This is a genomic window from Singulisphaera rosea (assembly GCF_054877945.1).
On the sequence record NZ_JBTYIP020000027.1, the window covers coordinates 117,046 to 133,463 of the forward strand.

The 16,418-nt window shown below is 66.8% G+C and carries 13 protein-coding genes and 1 pseudogene; 5 read left to right on the plus strand and 9 right to left on the minus strand.

The genetic code is table 11. The features are described 5' to 3' along the window. Positions 1 to 759, minus strand: coding sequence for an SDR family oxidoreductase (locus tag ACYOEI_RS32080; RefSeq protein WP_462853963.1), 759 nt, complete (start codon positions 757 to 759; stop codon positions 1 to 3). A gap of 189 nt (positions 760 to 948) precedes the next feature. Between ACYOEI_RS32080 and ACYOEI_RS32085 the strand changes: the two genes are divergently transcribed. Then, positions 949 to 1,338 (plus strand): MarR family winged helix-turn-helix transcriptional regulator, encoded by a 390-nt coding sequence (locus tag ACYOEI_RS32085; protein ID WP_462853965.1) that lies wholly within the window; start codon positions 949 to 951, stop codon positions 1,336 to 1,338. A gap of 21 nt (positions 1,339 to 1,359) precedes the next feature. On the opposite strand, the gene ACYOEI_RS32090 is transcribed toward ACYOEI_RS32085, so the two are convergent. From ACYOEI_RS32090 to ACYOEI_RS32100, 3 genes are all read right to left on the minus strand, one after another. Beyond that, positions 1,360 to 2,196, minus strand: coding sequence for a class I SAM-dependent methyltransferase (locus ACYOEI_RS32090; protein ID WP_462853967.1), 837 nt, complete (start codon positions 2,194 to 2,196; stop codon positions 1,360 to 1,362). A 149-nt stretch (positions 2,197 to 2,345) separates the two neighbouring features. Beyond that, positions 2,346 to 3,674, minus strand: a complete 1,329-nt coding sequence (locus ACYOEI_RS32095; RefSeq protein ID WP_462853968.1) for a Gfo/Idh/MocA family protein — start codon at positions 3,672 to 3,674, stop codon at positions 2,346 to 2,348. Between the two features lie 123 nt (positions 3,675 to 3,797). After that, positions 3,798 to 6,743 (minus strand): sigma-70 family RNA polymerase sigma factor, encoded by a 2,946-nt coding sequence (locus tag ACYOEI_RS32100; RefSeq protein ID WP_462853970.1) that lies wholly within the window; start codon positions 6,741 to 6,743, stop codon positions 3,798 to 3,800. Between the two features lie 340 nt (positions 6,744 to 7,083). Between ACYOEI_RS32100 and ACYOEI_RS32105 the strand changes: the two genes are divergently transcribed. From ACYOEI_RS32105 to ACYOEI_RS32115, 3 genes are read left to right on the plus strand one after another with little or no spacing between them, the layout of a single operon-like run. After that, positions 7,084 to 7,491, plus strand: coding sequence for a BlaI/MecI/CopY family transcriptional regulator (locus tag ACYOEI_RS32105; RefSeq protein ID WP_462853971.1), 408 nt, complete (start codon positions 7,084 to 7,086; stop codon positions 7,489 to 7,491). Beyond that, positions 7,488 to 10,931 (plus strand): M56 family metallopeptidase, encoded by a 3,444-nt coding sequence (locus tag ACYOEI_RS32110; RefSeq protein WP_462853973.1) that lies wholly within the window; start codon positions 7,488 to 7,490, stop codon positions 10,929 to 10,931. Before ACYOEI_RS32105 ends, ACYOEI_RS32110 begins: the two co-directional genes overlap by 4 nt. 60 nt (positions 10,932 to 10,991) lie before the next feature. Beyond that, positions 10,992 to 11,153 (plus strand): hypothetical protein, encoded by a 162-nt coding sequence (locus ACYOEI_RS32115; protein WP_462853974.1) that lies wholly within the window; start codon positions 10,992 to 10,994, stop codon positions 11,151 to 11,153. 177 nt (positions 11,154 to 11,330) lie between these two features. Here the strand turns inward: ACYOEI_RS32115 and ACYOEI_RS32120 are convergent, their stop codons facing one another. From ACYOEI_RS32120 to ACYOEI_RS32140, 5 genes are all read right to left on the minus strand, one after another. Further along, positions 11,331 to 11,888, minus strand: coding sequence for a DNA-3-methyladenine glycosylase I (locus ACYOEI_RS32120; protein ID WP_462853976.1), 558 nt, complete (start codon positions 11,886 to 11,888; stop codon positions 11,331 to 11,333). A 178-nt stretch (positions 11,889 to 12,066) separates the two neighbouring features. Continuing rightward, the gene (locus ACYOEI_RS32125) at positions 12,067 to 12,603 is read right to left on the minus strand and encodes a cysteine hydrolase family protein (protein ID WP_462853978.1); all 537 of its coding nucleotides are present in this window, start codon (positions 12,601 to 12,603) and stop codon (positions 12,067 to 12,069) included. A 466-nt stretch (positions 12,604 to 13,069) separates the two neighbouring features. Beyond that, positions 13,070 to 14,089: a prenyltransferase/squalene oxidase repeat-containing protein gene (locus ACYOEI_RS32130; RefSeq protein ID WP_462853980.1), complete on the minus strand. Its 1,020-nt coding sequence runs from the start codon at positions 14,087 to 14,089 to the stop codon at positions 13,070 to 13,072. Positions 14,090 to 14,757: 668 nt separating this feature from the next. Then, on the minus strand, positions 14,758 to 15,051 hold the full coding sequence (locus ACYOEI_RS32135) for a type II toxin-antitoxin system Phd/YefM family antitoxin (RefSeq protein ID WP_462853981.1): 294 nt from the start codon (positions 15,049 to 15,051) through the stop codon (positions 14,758 to 14,760). Positions 15,052 to 15,407: 356 nt separating this feature from the next. Further along, positions 15,408 to 15,719, minus strand: a complete 312-nt coding sequence (locus ACYOEI_RS32140) for a hypothetical protein (protein WP_462853982.1) — start codon at positions 15,717 to 15,719, stop codon at positions 15,408 to 15,410. A 311-nt stretch (positions 15,720 to 16,030) separates the two neighbouring features. Between ACYOEI_RS32140 and ACYOEI_RS32145 the strand changes: the two are divergent. Then, positions 16,031 to 16,418, plus strand: a pseudogene (locus tag ACYOEI_RS32145) (ISAzo13 family transposase); the annotation flags it as partial.

Consider the following 16,418-nt stretch of genomic DNA (forward strand, 5'->3'; position numbering starts at 1 on the left):
TCACCAGGGGAGCGTCTCGCCGAGGTGGATGTAGCCGCCGGTCGGGCCGTCGTCGGGGAGGGTGGCGAGTTGGACGCTGGTCTTGCCTCCGTCGGCGACGTCCATCGGGGCGGAGGAGCCGCCCATGTCGGTCTTGACCCAGCCGGGGTGCGCGGAGTTCACCTTGATCGGCGTGTCGCGCAGCTCCTGGGCGAGGTGGACGGTGAAGGCGTTGAGGGCCGTCTTCGACGCGTCGTAAGCGAAGCCCTTCATGTTGTAGATCGGCGAGGACGGGTCGGAGTGGAGCGCGAGCGACCCGAGGATGCTCGAGAGGTTCACGATCCGCCCGGCCGGCGACTTGCGGATCAACGGCAGGAGCGTCTGGGTGAGGGCGACGACGGCGAAAAAGTTCGTGTCGAACGTCCGGCGGAGGACCTCCGGCGAGACCGTGGACGTGGTGTTGAACCCGGTGTGCGCGACCAGGTCGGCGTCGTCGAGCAGGACGCCCGCGTTGTTCACCAGGATGTCGAGCTTGCCGTATCGCTCCTCCAGGTCCTTGGCGATCGCCTGGTGGTCTTCGGGCTTCGTCACGTCGAACCGGACGGCCTCGACGTTCTTGATCCCTTCTCCCTTGAGCGTCTCAGCCGCGGCGCGGCCGTTCGCTTCGTCCCGGCTCCCGATCACGACCGTGATGCCCAGGGCCCCGAGCCCTCGGGCCGTCTCCAGGCCGATCCCCTTGTTCGCCCCGGTGATGAACGCGACTTTGTCTTGAGTGGCCATGGTCGTACCCTCTTTCCCTTCGAAACATCTCGATACGGTCTCGAGGCCGGACCGGCCTCGTCCCTTGACCGGCAGTGCTTACCTGCATATACAGATAATATGGACCGCGTCAATAAGCCGAACGCCGAGACAAGGGAGCCGAACGCAACGCCGTGCCTCTGCGCGGCCTTGCGGGAGGCCTCGCGTGCCGTGAGCCGGGTCTACGACGCGGAGCTCCGCGAGGTGGGCCTGCGCTCGACGCAGCATGCCCTTTTGTGGCGGCTCGTCCAGTCGGGCGAGGTCCGCCAGGGGGACTTGGGAGAGCTCGCATCGCTCGACGAGACGACGATGACCCGCAACCTGCGTCTCCTGGAGCGGAACGGTTGGGTGACGATCCGCCCCGGTACGGACCGCAGGGAGAAGCTTGTCGCCATCACCGAGGAGGGACGAGCCAAGGTCGAGCAGGCCCGCCAGGCCTGGCTGAAAGCCCAGGGACGCATGAAAGACGCCCTCCCCGCCGGGACGTGGGACACGCTCTTCTCGGCCTTGCCGGACGTCACGAGGGCCGCGACGCATGCGACTTCGGGGGACCGCCCCTGAACCTTGCCGCCGTCCTGGTGGTCAGTCGAGGTCACGGCGGAGGACCGTCTGGACGAGCCGGACGCGACCATCGTCGAGGTTCCGGCGGAAGTTCCCGACCATCTCGGCGAACCTCGGTCCCATGACGACGTGGACGCCGAGGGGCGGCGGGAGGCTCGGCGTCGGGTGTTTGGCGTCCATCTCGGCGAACCAGGCGAGGGCCGTCTCCGTCTCGTCGTCCCATGAGAGCACCGAGAACCCCGTCTCCTCGAGGACGTCGCGCATCGCGTCGGGAGGCAGCAGAAAGCTGACCTCGGGGGTGCCGGCCCAGGGGACGGGGAAGATCAAGGGGCGGCCGTCGCCGGCGACCACGTCGTGGATCGCGAGGCGCCCGCCCGGCTTCAGCACGCGCCGGATGCTCGCGTAGAGACCCCTGCGATCGGCGATGTTCATCGCGACGTGCTGCGTCCAGGCGTGGTGGAAGGTCGCGTCGGCGAAGGGGAGGTCGAGGGCGTTGGCCTGGCGGAAAGTCACCGAGGCCTCGAGCCCGACGCGCTGCGTGAGCATCCGGGCGACGTCGACGAAGGCCTGGTTGAGATCGATGCCGGTGACCTGGCAGCCGTAGTTCGCCGACAGGAACCGTGCCGGGCCGCCGAGCCCGCACCCGACATCCAGCACCGAATCGCCCGAGGCAGGCCCAAGTCCCTGGGCAAGCTCTTTCGTTGCGACAAGGCCCCGGACATGGAACTGGTCGAGCGGCGCGAGCTGTGCCCACCCGACGGTCCCTTCCCCGAGCCCCGCCTTCCGCAACGCCTCGGCAACACGGGCCTCGAGCGGCTCGACCCCGTAATGTCCTTCGACTGCGAGTGCGTCCGTCATCCCAATTTCCCGTGATGCGGGGAGGACTCACCACAAAGGACATAAATAAATTTAATTTTTAAGAATACTTTCCCAAATTACCTTTGTGTCCTTTGTGGTGAATCCTCCCCGCCCCCATTTTTCCTAAAGAGACTCCCGCCTCAATGATATCAGGCGTAGGGCAAGGTCCAGGGCTTGCGATACTCGCGCCGGTAGGGGAGCGTGTAGCGGCCGGCGTCGCCGATCAGGTCGTTCTTGGCCTTGTCCCAGCGGACCGAGCGGCCGGCCAGGAGCGAGATGTTGGCGAGGTGGCAGACGGTGGTCGTCTGGTACATCGAGGCGATGTTCGAGCGGGGTTGCTCGCGGGTCTCGATGCACTTGAGCAGGTCGTCGACGTGGCTGGGTAGGCCGTCGTAGGCCCCTTCGACCTTGGGCTTGTCGCGTTCCTTGCCGTCCGGCTCTTTGATGGACCAGCCCCCTCGCCAGACCATCAGGGCGCTGCCGTCGGCGGAGATGAACTCGGTGCCGTGGTCGGGGCCACCGTCGACCCCTCGGCGGCCGGTCTCCCAGTGCAGGACGGTCTCGGGGAACTTCATGATCGCGAGCTGCGTATCCGGCGTCGTGCGGTCGTCGCCGGGGTAGGCGAGGTGACCGCCGTACGAGGTGACCTCTTCGGGCATCACCAGGTCGGTGTCCTTGCTCAGACCCAGCAGGGCGATGTCCATCATGTGGACGCCCCAGTCGCCGGTCATCCCGGCCGCCGTGTTGAAGTACCAGCGCCAGGTGTAGTGACAATTCTTGTCGGTGTACGGGACGTAGTCGGCCGGCCCGATCCAGAAGTCGTAGTCGAGGCCCTTGGGCGGCTCCTTGGGGCTGTTGTGGCCGAGTTTGTTGTCGTCGGTCTTCCACGCGCGACACGTCGTGATCTTGCCGAGCTTGCCGCTGCGAATGTAATCGACGGCGTCGACGAACTCGCGGGTGCTCCGCTGCCAGGTGCCGACCTGCACGATCCGCTTGTTCCGCTTGGCCGCCTCGACCATGGCGCGGCCTTCGGTGACGTTGTGGCTGATCGGCTTCTCGCAGTAGGCGTCCTTGCCGGCGTCGCAGGCGTGGATCAAGCTCAGGGCGTGCCAGTGGTCGGGCGTGGCGATGATGACCGCGTCGATGTCTTTCCGTTCGAGAAGTTTCCGGAAGTCCTTGTACGTTTCGGGGCGCTTGCCTTGCTTCTTCCCGACCTCGTCGGCGGCCTGCCCGGCGTGCGAGTCGTCCACGTCGCAGACGGCGGCGATCGGGCACTTCTTGTCGATGAAGTGGCCCATGTTGTGGCGGCCCATGCCCCCCGCGCCGATCAGGCCGATGACCGGGACCTTCGCCGCCGACTTCGCCGGCTCCTCGCCCCGGGCGGTGCGGACCGCGGGCATCGCCATCCCGAGGCCGTACGCCGCGGCGGCGAAGCCGGTCGTCCCCATGAAATCACGTCGGTTCACGTTCTCAGACATGAATGCCATCCTTCACCGGGTTGGGTCGACAGAGGTAGGACGCGACCGGGTCGATCGCGCGACGATCCCGTCGGCCATTCTGCCACTCAAGCCGGCCCGGTGAAAGCGGCTGCCTGCCAGGGCTCAGCGACGGGAGGGCGAAGGGGAGAGTCGATGGATGAAGACGGTCCCATCCTGGAGGGCGCTCGCCGCGTGGCGACCGTCGGGGGCGAGGGCCATCGCCCAGCAAGGGGAGGGGAGGGGCCACTGGCGGAGCCGCTTGCCCGAGGCCACATCGTACGAGGTGAGCGCCGGGTGGCTCGGGTCGAATGGGCCCGTCTTGTCCCAGGTCTCGTCCGCGGTGAGGAACGTCTTCCCGCCGTCCCGGAAGGCGATCGAGAAGCCGAAGCAGCGATCGACCAGGCGCAAGGGCTCCGGCGGCTTCGCGGAGAGGTCCCAGAGCTGCGTCCAACCATTCGTCCCCGCGGCCAGGATCTTGCCGTCGGGCGAGAACGCCAATGACGAGATCGACCACCCGGTCCCCTTGACCGTGGCCCTTTCTTTTAGGAAGCCGTCGGCCGCGTCCCGCAGGCTGACCGAGGACCCGGCGCCCGCAGTGGCGAGGATCTGGCCGTCCGGGGAGAAGGCCACCACGGGGGGCCACTTGTCGCTCGCGACGAACTCGGTCCGGAGGGCGGCGGTCGGGACGTCCCAGAGGCGTACCGCGTGGTCCCCGGCGCCTGAGGCGAGCGTCTTGCCGTCGGGCGAGAAGGCCAGGGACCAAAGTTGCCCGTGGTGTCCTTGCAGGGACGCGCGGGGCGTGATGCCCCCTTTGCCGTCCAGGTCCAGGACCTGCACCTGGCCCTGACCGCTCGGGTCGCCGGCGGCCATGATCCTGCCGTCCGGGCTGACGGCGAGGGGTTTGATCCCCGGCTGGGTCTCGGCCAGGCGAGGGGTCGCCGCGGAGAGGTCCCAGACCCGGAGCGTGCGGTCGTCCCCCGCCGTGACCAGCATCCTGCCGTCGGGCGTGAACGCGACGGCGTCCAGCCCTCCCACCGCGCCCTGAGGGGCGAGCCGTTCGACGGACTGGTCGCCGGAGAGATGCCAGAGGCGCAGCAGGTGATCCTTGCCGCCGGAATAGAGGACGTGGCGATCGGGCCCGAAGGCGATGACGTTCGTGGCGGCGTCGGCCTGGGGATGCCAGGTCGACCGCCGGGCCGGCTCGGCGCCGGTCACGTCCCAGGCGGAGAAAGCTCCCTGCGTGTCGCTGGCGACGAGGGTCTTGCTATCGGGCGAGAAGGCGACTCTCTGCGAGGATCTTCCGAGGTTCCAACCGGACCATCTCGTGGCCTGGCGGGCCTCCTCGGGCAGGCTCAACCCTTTCGGATCCGCCCCGGAAAGGTCCCAGAGACGCGAGCGACCATCGCTCCCGCTCGAAGCCAGCAGCCTGGAGTCGGGCGAGAAGGCGATCGAGACGACCTTCGACCGCTCGGGATCGGGCGAGATTCTGAAGACGAACCGCTCGCGAGGCATCGCCACAGAGACGTCCCAGAGCCGGATCGTGCCGTCGTCGAGCCCGGCCAGGCCCAGCGTCTTGCCGTCGGGCGTATACGCCAGCGAGCGCACTTCCGAAGACAGGCCATCGAGGTTCCCTTTCTTGCGAGGCTCGGCCCCGGAGAGGTCGATGAGCAACACCCCCTTGGCGTTGCCGGACATGGCCAGGGTCTTGCCGTCCGTCGAGAACGCCAGGGAATGGATCAGGTTGAACTCGACGGGGAGGACCCGCCTCGGCCCTTTCGGGGCCGGCCCGCCGAGCTCCCAGAGCAGCACGTCTCCGTAGGCACTCCCGGACGCCAGGGTCTTGCCGTCGGGCGAGATCGCCAGGCAATGGACCGGGCTCCGGTGCCCGGCGAGCACGGCCGAGAGTTGCAAGGTCGTCGCGTCCCAGAGGCGGATGACCTTGTCCTGCTCGGCGCTCGTGGCGACGGTCCGGCCGTCGGGCGTCACCACCACGCAAGCGACCTCGCCGCCATGCCGCCCTCGAGTGTCGCCCAGGACGGCGACCAGTTCGGGCGTCTCCCAGGGAAACCCACCCCCCTTGGGGACGCTCGCCCCGTCGAGCACGTCGAGCGGCGATGGCATGGCCGCGACGGCCGGCGATGGGTCGTCGGCCTCCGCGAGCTTTTGTGTCGATTCGACCGCGACGAGCACCCCGGCCGCGAGGGCGCCGGCCAAGAGGATTGGCGTCGCGAGGGACCTCAGCATCATGAGCGACATGGCGTTCAACGTCCTTCCCGTCAGAGTGGCGACCTCCGCCGAAACCAGCTCGATCCACGCATCTCCCGTCGCGACCCGGGCCCCGGCCCGCGCCGTCGTCGCGACGAGGTCCGCGGGCAACGGGCCCGAGGCCCCCTCGGCGCTCGCCGACAGCCCCAGGAGCCCTCCGGCCGTCGGCGCGAGCCCTCGACGGGTCAAGCGGGTCCGGAGCCGTTCCCGGGCCCGCATCAGGCGGACCCCGACCGTCCCCACCGGGCACCGCATCCGACGCGCCGCCTCCTCATGGGCGAGCCCCTCCAGGTCGCAGAGCACGACCGGGACGCGATACTTCTCGGGCAGGCGGGCCACCTCTTCATGGAGCATGGCGGCCCGCTCGCGGAGCATCAGCTCGGCCTCGGGGGGGCCCGACTCACCGACGGGCTCATCCTCGCCCCAGGCGTCCCCGAGCCACTCGCGCCGACGTCGACGTTCGCCCCGCGACTTCGCCTCACGCGCCGTGCGGAGGGCGACGCCGTAGAGCCAGCGGCCCAGCAGCTCCGGCTCCCGGATCGCGCCGGCCTTCCGGGCGAGGACCACGAACGTCGCCTGGAAGCAGTCCTCGGCGGTGTGGCGGTCCCGGACGAGGTCCCGGCAAACGCGGTAGACCATCGGCCCATGACGCCCGACCAGGGCCCCGAAGGACGCCTCCGCCACCCCACCCCGCCCGTCGGCGAACCGGGCCAGCAATTGCCCGTCGCTCATGCCGACGACCGTCCCGAGATCCCAGAGTCCCTGGATCTGCCTGAAGACAGCCTCCGATCCCCCTCCCGTCATCGCTCTCGGCCTCCTTCATGGACGCATCCGCCGGCCCTTCTTCAAAGTACTGGCGGTCTCGGGCCCTGTCTTTTCAACTTTCTCCGGAAACTTATGCCGAGGGGAATCCCGCCAAATGCAGGAAACCCTGCACATCGCGATTGACGCGAAGCGACAATATGCAGTACGCTCTGCACATTCGGAGTGCCAACGTGTTTGGGATTGAATTATCAGGATTATGTGGACCCGCCTCGTGCGGGAAGGCTCCCACGTCCGGTTTGCACGCTTCGTCGACATCGCGATTTTCTAATTTTATGAGCATACCAAATATTATTAAACCAACCATTACCGAGGCGGGTCCATGCCCCAATTCACGCCGGGGGAGTTGAAGGTTATGCGACTGCTGTGGGAGCTCGGCGAGCTGAAGCCGGGTGAGCTCCAGGAGCGCTTTCCCGAGCCGATCAAGAATCCGGCGCTGCGTTCTTATCTGACCACGCTGGTCGAGAAGGGGCACGTGGCCCGGCGCCGGGTCGGGAAAGCGTTCTATTACAAGGCCACGACCCGTGCACGCTCGGCCTTCCGCACGACGCTTGACGAGTTGGTCGACGCGTACTGCGGCGGCTCGATCCAGGCGCTGGTCATGAACATCATCAAGTCGGAACGGCTCAGCGAGGTGGAACTGCTGGAGTTGAAACGGCTCGCCGACGAAGGCCGAGCCTCGGGGCCGAATGGCGAGTCGCCGAAGGGTGGGGAAGGAGGGCAGAAATGAACGCACTCACGAGCTTAACGAACGTTACCGAGGCTTTGCCGGACGCGCCGACGGCCGTGGTCCTCGTCGCGAAGTGGACGGTCCTGCTCGCCCTGGCCTGGTTGGTCCACCTTCGGCTCGAGCGTCGCAACCCGCGCTGGCGTGTCGCCCTCTGGCGTTCGGCCATCGTGGGCGTTTCGCTGGTCGCCGTGCTCTCCGGCCTCCCGCCGCTCCTGGAATGGCGGCTCGCCCGAGGGAAACCATCCCCGGCCAACGCCCTGGCCACCATCAAACCCGGACCGATCCCGTCGCCGGCACACGAGCCGAGAACGCGCTACGCTCCCGAGGTTCGCCCGGCCAACCCCTCTCCGACGTTCCGCCCCCGGGTTGCCTCGACCGATCACAGCCCGACGGCCGCGGCCGGCCTCGGATCCAACGAATCCTCCACTCGCCAGGACAAAGCCAATGTCGCAAGGGCCAGGGCAGGGGGAGGGGCCATCGACTCCCGGAAAACCTGGACGCGTGGGCTCGCCCCGGGCCTGGCGACGGTCTGGGCGTTAGGCATCCTCGCCATGGCAATGCGGCTCGCCCTGGCGAGCGTGCGGCTCTCGACGCTCATCAGGCGCTCGGAGGAGGCCCCGGAGTGGGTCGTCCGCCAATGCCAGGATATCGCCAGGCGGATGGGGATCGCCCGGGAGATCCGCGTCCGCCGATCGGCCGAGGTGCAGACGCCCTGCCTGGCCGGGGCCTGGCGGCCCGTGCTGTTGCTGCCGGATCGGCAATGCCGGGAGGATGAGCGTGACGACATCGAGGCCATCCTCGCGCATGAGCTGGCGCACGCCCGAGGCCACGACCTCGCCTGGAACGACGCCGCCCACCTGGCGACGCTCCTGCTCTGGTTCCACCCGCTCGCCTGGCGGATCCGAGACGCCCACGCGTCGGCCTGCGACGCCGTCAGCGACGCCGTGGCCGCCGACTACCTCGGCGACGTCACTTCGTACTGCCGGACCCTGGCCCGCCTCGCCTTGCGTGTCGCCCTCCCGCCCTCGACACGGGGCCTCGCGATGGCCCACGCGTCCGAGGTCCTCGGACGCATCGAGACCCTGAATCGGAAGGTCTTCCCAGCCCCGCTCCCGAGGAGGCCCGTCATGGCCGCGCTGTGCTCCACGAGCGTCCTGATCGTGCTCATCGGCGGCCTGGCCGTCACCCGCGCCGAGCCGGTCGCGGACGCCGCCAAGACTTCCGCCCCGATCGCAATTGAGGTGGTCGCCCCCGATGGCCCCGCACCCCTTCCGCGAGATCGTGAGCGGACGGGTCCCGAGGTCACCCGCGAGCTTTCCGGAGTCGTCGTCTTCCCCGATGGCCGACCTGCCGTCGGCGTCGACGTCGCGCTCGCGACACGCGATCACAAAGTCTCCCTGCATAACGGACGCTTCCTGCGGCACGACCACTCGGCCGCCATCGTGAAAACCGAAGACGACGGGCGCTTCACCGTCATCGCGCCGGCCGACACGTTTCTGCTGGTGACCGCAGGCGAGGCCGGGTACGCCGACGCCTCCTCTGAGGAATTCGAAAAGTCGCACCGGCTCGTGCTACAAGCGTGGGGGAGCATCGAGGGAGAGATCCTGATCGGCAAGCGTCCGGGTGCCGGCCAGCAGGTCAGGTTCGAACCATCTCGTGATGACCGGACAAACGTCCTCTACCTCTCCAATCATGATCAAATCAAGGCAGACAACCAGGGACGCTTCCGCTTCGCCTCGGTGATCCCCGGCGCAGGGCGAGTCTCTCGGATGGTGGACACCGACCGGGGCGACGGGCTAATGATGTCCAGCATCGGCTGGGCGACGATCGTCGAGGTGGAGTCGGGGAAGACGGCCCGGGTCACGGTCGGCGGCAAGGGGCGGCCGGTCGTTTGCCAGGTTGCCCTGGAAGGCACGACCGAAAACCCCATCAACTGGCGGTCGAACCATCCGGCGGCGATCGCCCCGATCCGGGGTGAACAGAACGACGGGCCCTTCGTCTGGACCCAATATGTTGGGAACATCGGCGCCGACGGCAAGGTGCAGATCGACGACGTCCCCCCCGGCCGCTACGAGCTCACAATCCCCGTGAACGCCCCCGACGGCCCCAGTGGCGGGATCGGGTCGTTGATCGGAGAAGGCCGCCACAAGATCACCGTGCCCGATACTCCTGGCGACACCCCCGTCGACCTCGGCCAAATCACGGTGACGCTCTTCCCCACCCTCAAGGTCGGCGACGAGGCACCCGAGTTCACGGTCCAGCAACTCGCCGGCCCCGAACGCATTCGCCTCAAGGACCTGGCGGGCAAGCTCGTCCTGCTCGACTTCTGGGCGACGTGGAGCCGACCTAGTCTCGAGGAGATCCCGAACCTCAAGGAGATCCACGAGGCCTTCGGTAACGACCCCCGCTTCGCCCTCGTCGGACTCAACTGCGACCAGGCTCCCGACGTCGGGGCGAAGTACGTCGCAAAGAATGAACTGACCTGGATCCAGGGGTTCGGCGGGTACATTGGCGAACGCCTCACCCAGAACTACAAGGTCTCCGCGTTCCCGGCGATGTTCCTGGTCGGGCCCGACGGGCGAATCCTCGCGAGGAACCCGCGAGGCCCCGCGCTCAAGGAGGCCGTCCAGGCCGCGCTGAAGGACTCGGCCCTCTTCGCCAGGGCGGATAAGGCGACCCGATCCCCCCGGTTCCCGATCACGCGATTCGAGGCGCCCGACCCCAATGTGAAGCCCGAGACGGCCCCGCCCGCCGTCGCCGTCCTGGACGACGCCGACGAGGACTTCGAGGCAAAAGGTCCCCATCGCGACGGCCTCCGCCTGCTCGACGAAGCCGGCAAGGAGATTGCGTATCTCCGCGAATTCAACACGTGCCAGACCGTCGGGGCGAACCACGGCGTCGTGATCGACGCGCCTCGGGGGCGGATCTACGCCCGCGAGTTGGTCGGCCGGCGCGTGACGGCCCTCGACTTCCGCGGCCGGAAGCTCTGGCAAGCCGCCGGGATCGACGCCGACGCCATGGCGGTCGACCCGAAGACCGGCCATCTCTGGTGCTCCGGTGGGGATAGGCTCGACGTGGGCGAGACCGTCGTCCTCGACGCCGAGGGCCGAGAGGTCACGAGCTTCCCGGTACGCGGGGTCGACCTCGCCTACGACGCCCATTCCGACGGCTTCTGGCTCGTCGGCTACGGGATCCGGAAGCTCGACCGCGACGGCAAGGTCCTTTTCCAGAAACCCCACGAGGGCTGGGCCAAAGTCTCGGTCGCGACCGACCCGCGGGACGGCAGCGTCTGGATCGCCGAGCGCGACCACCCCGACGTCGCCCGGAGCGCAAACCGCCTCTGGCACCTCGACGCCCAGGGCGCGCCGATCAAGTCCTGGGAACTCGGCAAGAAGGACCCCTTCGGCGTCGCCTGCGACCCGAAGACCGGGACCGCCTGAGTCGTCGGCTTCCGCTCCGAGGTCCTCCGCTTCACCCCCGACGGCCGGGAGCTCCCCCCCTTGCCGATCAAGGCCATCGCCATCGCCATCAGTCCGACCAACGGACAGGTCTGGGTCACCACCGAAACCAGGATCGTCCGCATCGCCCCCGACGGCCAGATCACGGCCCCCGACATCATGATGCGGGCGCCGTCCCACCAGTCTTGGCTGACCGCGTTTTAGAGCAGATCGTGCTCGGGTTCCATCAATCAACGACTTTGCCGAAAGACCTCTTACAAGCCCGAAGCGCCAGCGAGCGAATCTCTTCCTGAAGACAATCGGGGAAGATTCTCGCGCTGGCGCTTCGGGCTTGTATCAGAGAACCGTGGGGCAACACGAGCCGCCGATCACACCCTGACTTCAACGCAGCTCGGCGTGGCGAAAACATCCCACGAGGTGGTCGTTGACCATCCCCGTCGCCTGCATCATGGCATAACAGATCGTCGATCCGACGAAGTTGAACCCTCGACGCTTCAGGGCCTTGCTCAGGGCGTCGGACTCGTCAGTCCGGGCGGGGACGGCCCCGTGCAACGGCCAGGCGTTGACGAGGGGCTTTCCCCCGACGAACGGCCAGATGAAGGCGTCGAAGCTCGAGAACTCCTTCTGGACGTCCAGGAAGGCCCGGGCGTTCTTGATCGCCGACGCGACCTTGAGCCGGTTGCGGACGATGCCGGGGTCGGCGAGCAGGGCGGCCACCTTCGCGTCGTCGTATCGGGCAATGACGGCCGGGTCGAAGTCGTCGAAAACCTCCCGGTAGCGCGGACGTTTCCTGAGGATCGTGTCCCAACTGAGCCCCGCCTGGGCCCCCTCGAGGACGAGGAACTCGAACCAGCGCCGATCGTCGTGGACCGGCACGCCCCACTCCTCGTCGTGGTAGCGGATCGCCAACTCGTTCGTCGCCCAATCACAACGCCGCATCGGCCCCGTCTCCTGCCATCGCTTGCCCCCTCTCCGAAACCCGGCTCTTTCTTCAGAGCAGGGTTTCTGCCGCGGTCGACGCCGACCCCTCCCGAGATTTCGTTGTCTCGCCCGCAGAAACCCGGTCTTTAGGAAAAAACCGGGTTTCGGGACATAAGCCGGGTTTCAAGGCAGGGGCTTACAGTCGCGTGACCCATTCCGAGGTCGGCAGCACCTCGCTCAGGAGCATCTGCTGGGCACAGAGGATCGACCGGTGGAGTTCCTCGGCCGTAACCTGCCCGGCGGAGTTGGACAACGGCAGGGTGCCCGTGGCGTCGCTCAGGAATTCGACGGTGAGCCCCCGGTGGGCGGCCTGCCGGGCGGTGGTGTCGCAGCACATGTGGGTCATGTAGCCGGCGATCGAGACCGTGTCGATCCCGCGCTCGCGGAGCCAGGCCTCGAGCGGCGTGTTCGTGAAGCTCCCCGGCAGGGTCTTCTCGACCAGGAAGTCGCGAGGCCGACCCGCCACCTCGGGATGGAGCTCCCACTCCGGGCTCCCCTTGCGGAAGATCGGCTTGTCCTCGAAGTGGTGCTGGATCACGACCGTGGGAATCTTCCCCCGGGCCGCGTCCATGACCTCGAGGATCTTTTCGAGGTGCCCCGCCGGATGCGTGATCGGCAAGGCCCCCGTGAAATACTCGTTCTGCACGTCGATCACGAGCAACGCCCGACCCATGCGCGGACCCTCCGCCCCTTGCGTTTCGATCGTCCTCTCGCCTCGCGAGCGACCATCTTAAATGAACGAACTCGAGGAGCAATGGGGGTAGGTGACGCCTCCAGGCCACCGATGGCCTGGAGGGTTTTCTCCTGGGATCTACGGTTGTCCCTCGATTGCCATACGGGCGACTTCGTCGCCATCAATCGAGCAGCGTTCGTCCTTCTCGCGGCTTCCCCGCAACCCACGGCTGGATCCGTCGCCGGAAGACGAACAAGGCGACCATCAGGCCGAGAGAAATCACAGTATCCCGCACGAAGAAGGCCAAGGCCCGCTCCGCTTCGTCCCGTGGTCCAGAGAGGAGCGGAGCGTGACGAATTATGGATAGGGTGCTGAACCAGAAGAGACAGATCAGGCCAAGGCCCGTCGGGAACAGGAAACGCTGATAGCTTCGCATAAGGATGAACCTCGATCTCCTCCGGGGGCATCAAGGCTTCGGACACGCCAAGGCCAGGGCAGCCAGCGACCAGGAGCTTGCGGCCATGGAGATAAATTGATCTTTCCCGTAGGGGAAGCCGCTCTCGAAGTAGGGCTGGAACGGCTTGCTCCGCGAGGCAACGAACCACGTACCATCTTCGCGCTGGTTGGCGATGAGGAACCGCAGCCCGGCCTGGTATTCGGGGCTGTCGGTCGCGAGGCCGCCGGCCAGATGCAAGGCATAGAGGGCCGAGGCCGTCGCATAAGCGTCGGACGAGTTCCCGCCGTCGAGCTGCGTCCAGCCTCCATCCGCCCGGCGCGTGGCGAGGAGGTCGTCCGCCGCCTTGCGGATCGTCGCCCCCTCGGCCGACACGGCCTTGAGACCGAGCAGGCGGAAGACGCGATCCTCGGTCTCCTTCGGCGAGCTCCCCTCCAGCCATTGCCGGGCCTTCTGCATGCGGGACGCGATGGCGTCCTTCTGGTCCGGCTTGCCGTAGGCGGCCAGGGCGCGGAGCGCCAGATACGTCGTGGTGAAGTCGCTGGACTCCGACGGCGGCCGGTCGGACGAGCTCCGCCAGAACCCGCGCGACTCGTCCTTCTTGAGCAGATAGTCCACGACGGCCTCGGTCACCTCGTCGGCCGGCTTGCCGCCGATCTCGAGCGTCAACATCGCGTACCCTGCTCGGGAGACGCCTCCGCCCTGGCCGGCCCCTTTGCGATAGTTCTCGAGGGCCGTGCGGAGGTCGGCCTCGGTGTGCTCGACCGGCTCGTCGATCGCGTCGGCGTCGATCGCGAAGCCACGCCCCCTGGCCTCGGCCAGCGCGAGCACCGGCACGGCCTGGTGGTGGCACGAGAAGCAGTCCCGGCTCTTGGGATACTCCGCGCCGCTCTTGAGGATCAGCGGCAGGGCCTTCTCGGCCGCCGCGCGGATCGCCTCCGGAGTCAGCCGGTTATGATTTCGTTCGGCGGCGGAATCGCCCGCCGGCGCGAGCGCCGCGGAGCTCGCCGCGATGATGAGTGCGAACGTCATCCCTCACCGTCCCCTTCCGCCCCGAATGGTCGAGGCCATCGCCAACGTTTCCGGACCTCTCGCCCAACCAATCACATCATCTTCCCGCCCCTCCCTCAAGACAGGGCCAGGCGACCAGCACTCACAGCGTCAGACGACCAGCCTCGTAAGAACTGTGGGACCTTCGGCCCGACATGGCCCCGCTTGACCCGGTTGCATCCAGGTGTTTTCATGAGCCCTCGAGCTCCAGGGACCTGACACGGAATTCCCCCCCGAATCCGTGAGGAGATTCGACCAGGTTGAGGACATCGTGGCTCTGGTTCGTCGCCGCCTGCGGTCCCTTCACCATCCCCACGGCACCCCTCCGCGCCGAGGAGCGGGTGGAACGCTTCGACCGGGATCCCATGTTTGGACGGTCACAACAATCGGGCCTCATCGCCGGGGCCCATGACGATCCGCCAGGACTTCGGCTACAGCCGGACCACCCATGGTGACGGCAAAGTCGGTGAGATCGGCGGCTTCATCTGCCGCCAGCGGGCAACGAAGCGGGTGCTTTTCCAGCGTCTTCATGGCTTTAAACAAGCCCGCCAGCCATTAATCCACAGCGGCCAGCGATCGTTCGTCGCACAGCCATCGCGTTGCAGCCCGGATGTCGGTTGCGGCGGTCGCGGCGAGGGCAACGCGGTAGGTCATGATCCGAGCGGCAGATTCAGTTCACGGCGGATGTCGGCGAACGCCTCGGCGATGGGCTGGGTACGACCGGCTCTGACGTCTTCCAAACCCCGGCGGATTCCTTCCAGCACCTTCGCCTGCTCGGCAATGTCGAGGAGCTTTTGATACGAAGCGGCATCCTGGACGACCAGTTCAGCCTTGCCGTTGATGGTGAGCACAAGCGGCTCGCCGGTGTCCTTCAATTGCTGGACGAATTCCGGGGTTTTCAGTTTGAACTCGGTGAGCGAATGGATGTCACGGTTCAGCTTCATGGAGGATCCTTGCCAAAGTCTTTTGCGAGTCGAATTCAACTCTACCATCGATTGCCATCTTCCCAAGGCTGAAAGCAGTGGTCGCTTACATTTACACTTCGGTGACGCCCAGAAGAGGCATGGTCGGACGGCGATGCCGAACCGATCGGATTCTTCGATGGCCCGGGAACGGCGTTCGGGATAGGTGGCAACTTGGCGATGGCTCGCTGTCGTCCGACAAGCCAGGCGGCACGAGTTTCCCCTCGGACATTCTTCCGGGGTTCTTGGTGCTTACGTGCCTTTTGTGGTGAGTCCTCGACCAAGGCGACCGGGCAGAGCACGGCGGCCTTCCGCGGAGAGTCTTTGGTCTTCACCCTTCACTCGACGGCGGGATAGGCCGGGGCGACCTCCGGAGAGAGCGACTCCCACGGATATCGGGCGACCCGGTCATACCGTCGATAAACCGAGTCGTAGTACGCGGCCAGGGTTCGCGAGCGGGCGACTTCGGCCCGATCCCCCATCCTCGCGGCTCCTACCACGGTCGAGAGGCACGAAGAGCACGCCCGCTTCGCCTCGTCCGCCCTCACGCGGCACTCGGCGGCCCGCTGCCAAAGGCGGTGCGTCTGGACCCCGACGCCGAGCGACACGCCTTCGGCGAGGATCAGGAGCATCAGCCGTCGTGTTGTCAATCGAGGGATCCGCATCGTGGGACCTCGGCAACGGATTGGGATGAGGCCCGGCCTCGCGCTTACCCTCTCGAGAATATCTCATCCCTCGACCTCGTTCCAGGCCGACATTTGTCGTTTCGGCATCCTCGTCTTCGACTTTGGCGAGACCAGGGCAAAAGAGCAATCTCGTACTGAGATACCAGGGAAGTGCGTTCGAAGTTAGGCGACAGGTGACTGGAAATCTACCCGATCATTAGATTAGGCTTCAATAACGAACGGCAAGGGCCGTCTCGACGATCTTTGTGTTTTCGCGGCCTGGAGGTTCACCTTCGATGGAAGGCACTTCGGACCAAGTCGATGCCTTGATTCGCTCGGGGGCACGACGACTGACTGGCTATCAACGACGCCTGTTCCAGGCCGAAGTCACCAGGGAATTATGTGGCGGAAGCGCCCGGGTGGCCGAACGGCGTTTCGGTTGGGGTCGCGAGACGGTTGAGAAAGGGATGCAGGAATCCCGGCAAGGGGTGCGCTGCCTGGAGAACTTCTCCGCCCGAGGCCAACGGCGAAGCGAGGACAAGGATCCGAAACTGGCTGACGACATCCGCGCGATCGTCGAGCCCCAGTCCTACGCCGATCCCGAGCTCAAGTCCTCACGACGGTACACGAACCTGTCGGCCGCCGAGGTGCGTCGGGCCCTGATCGAGCGGGGCCATGCCGAGG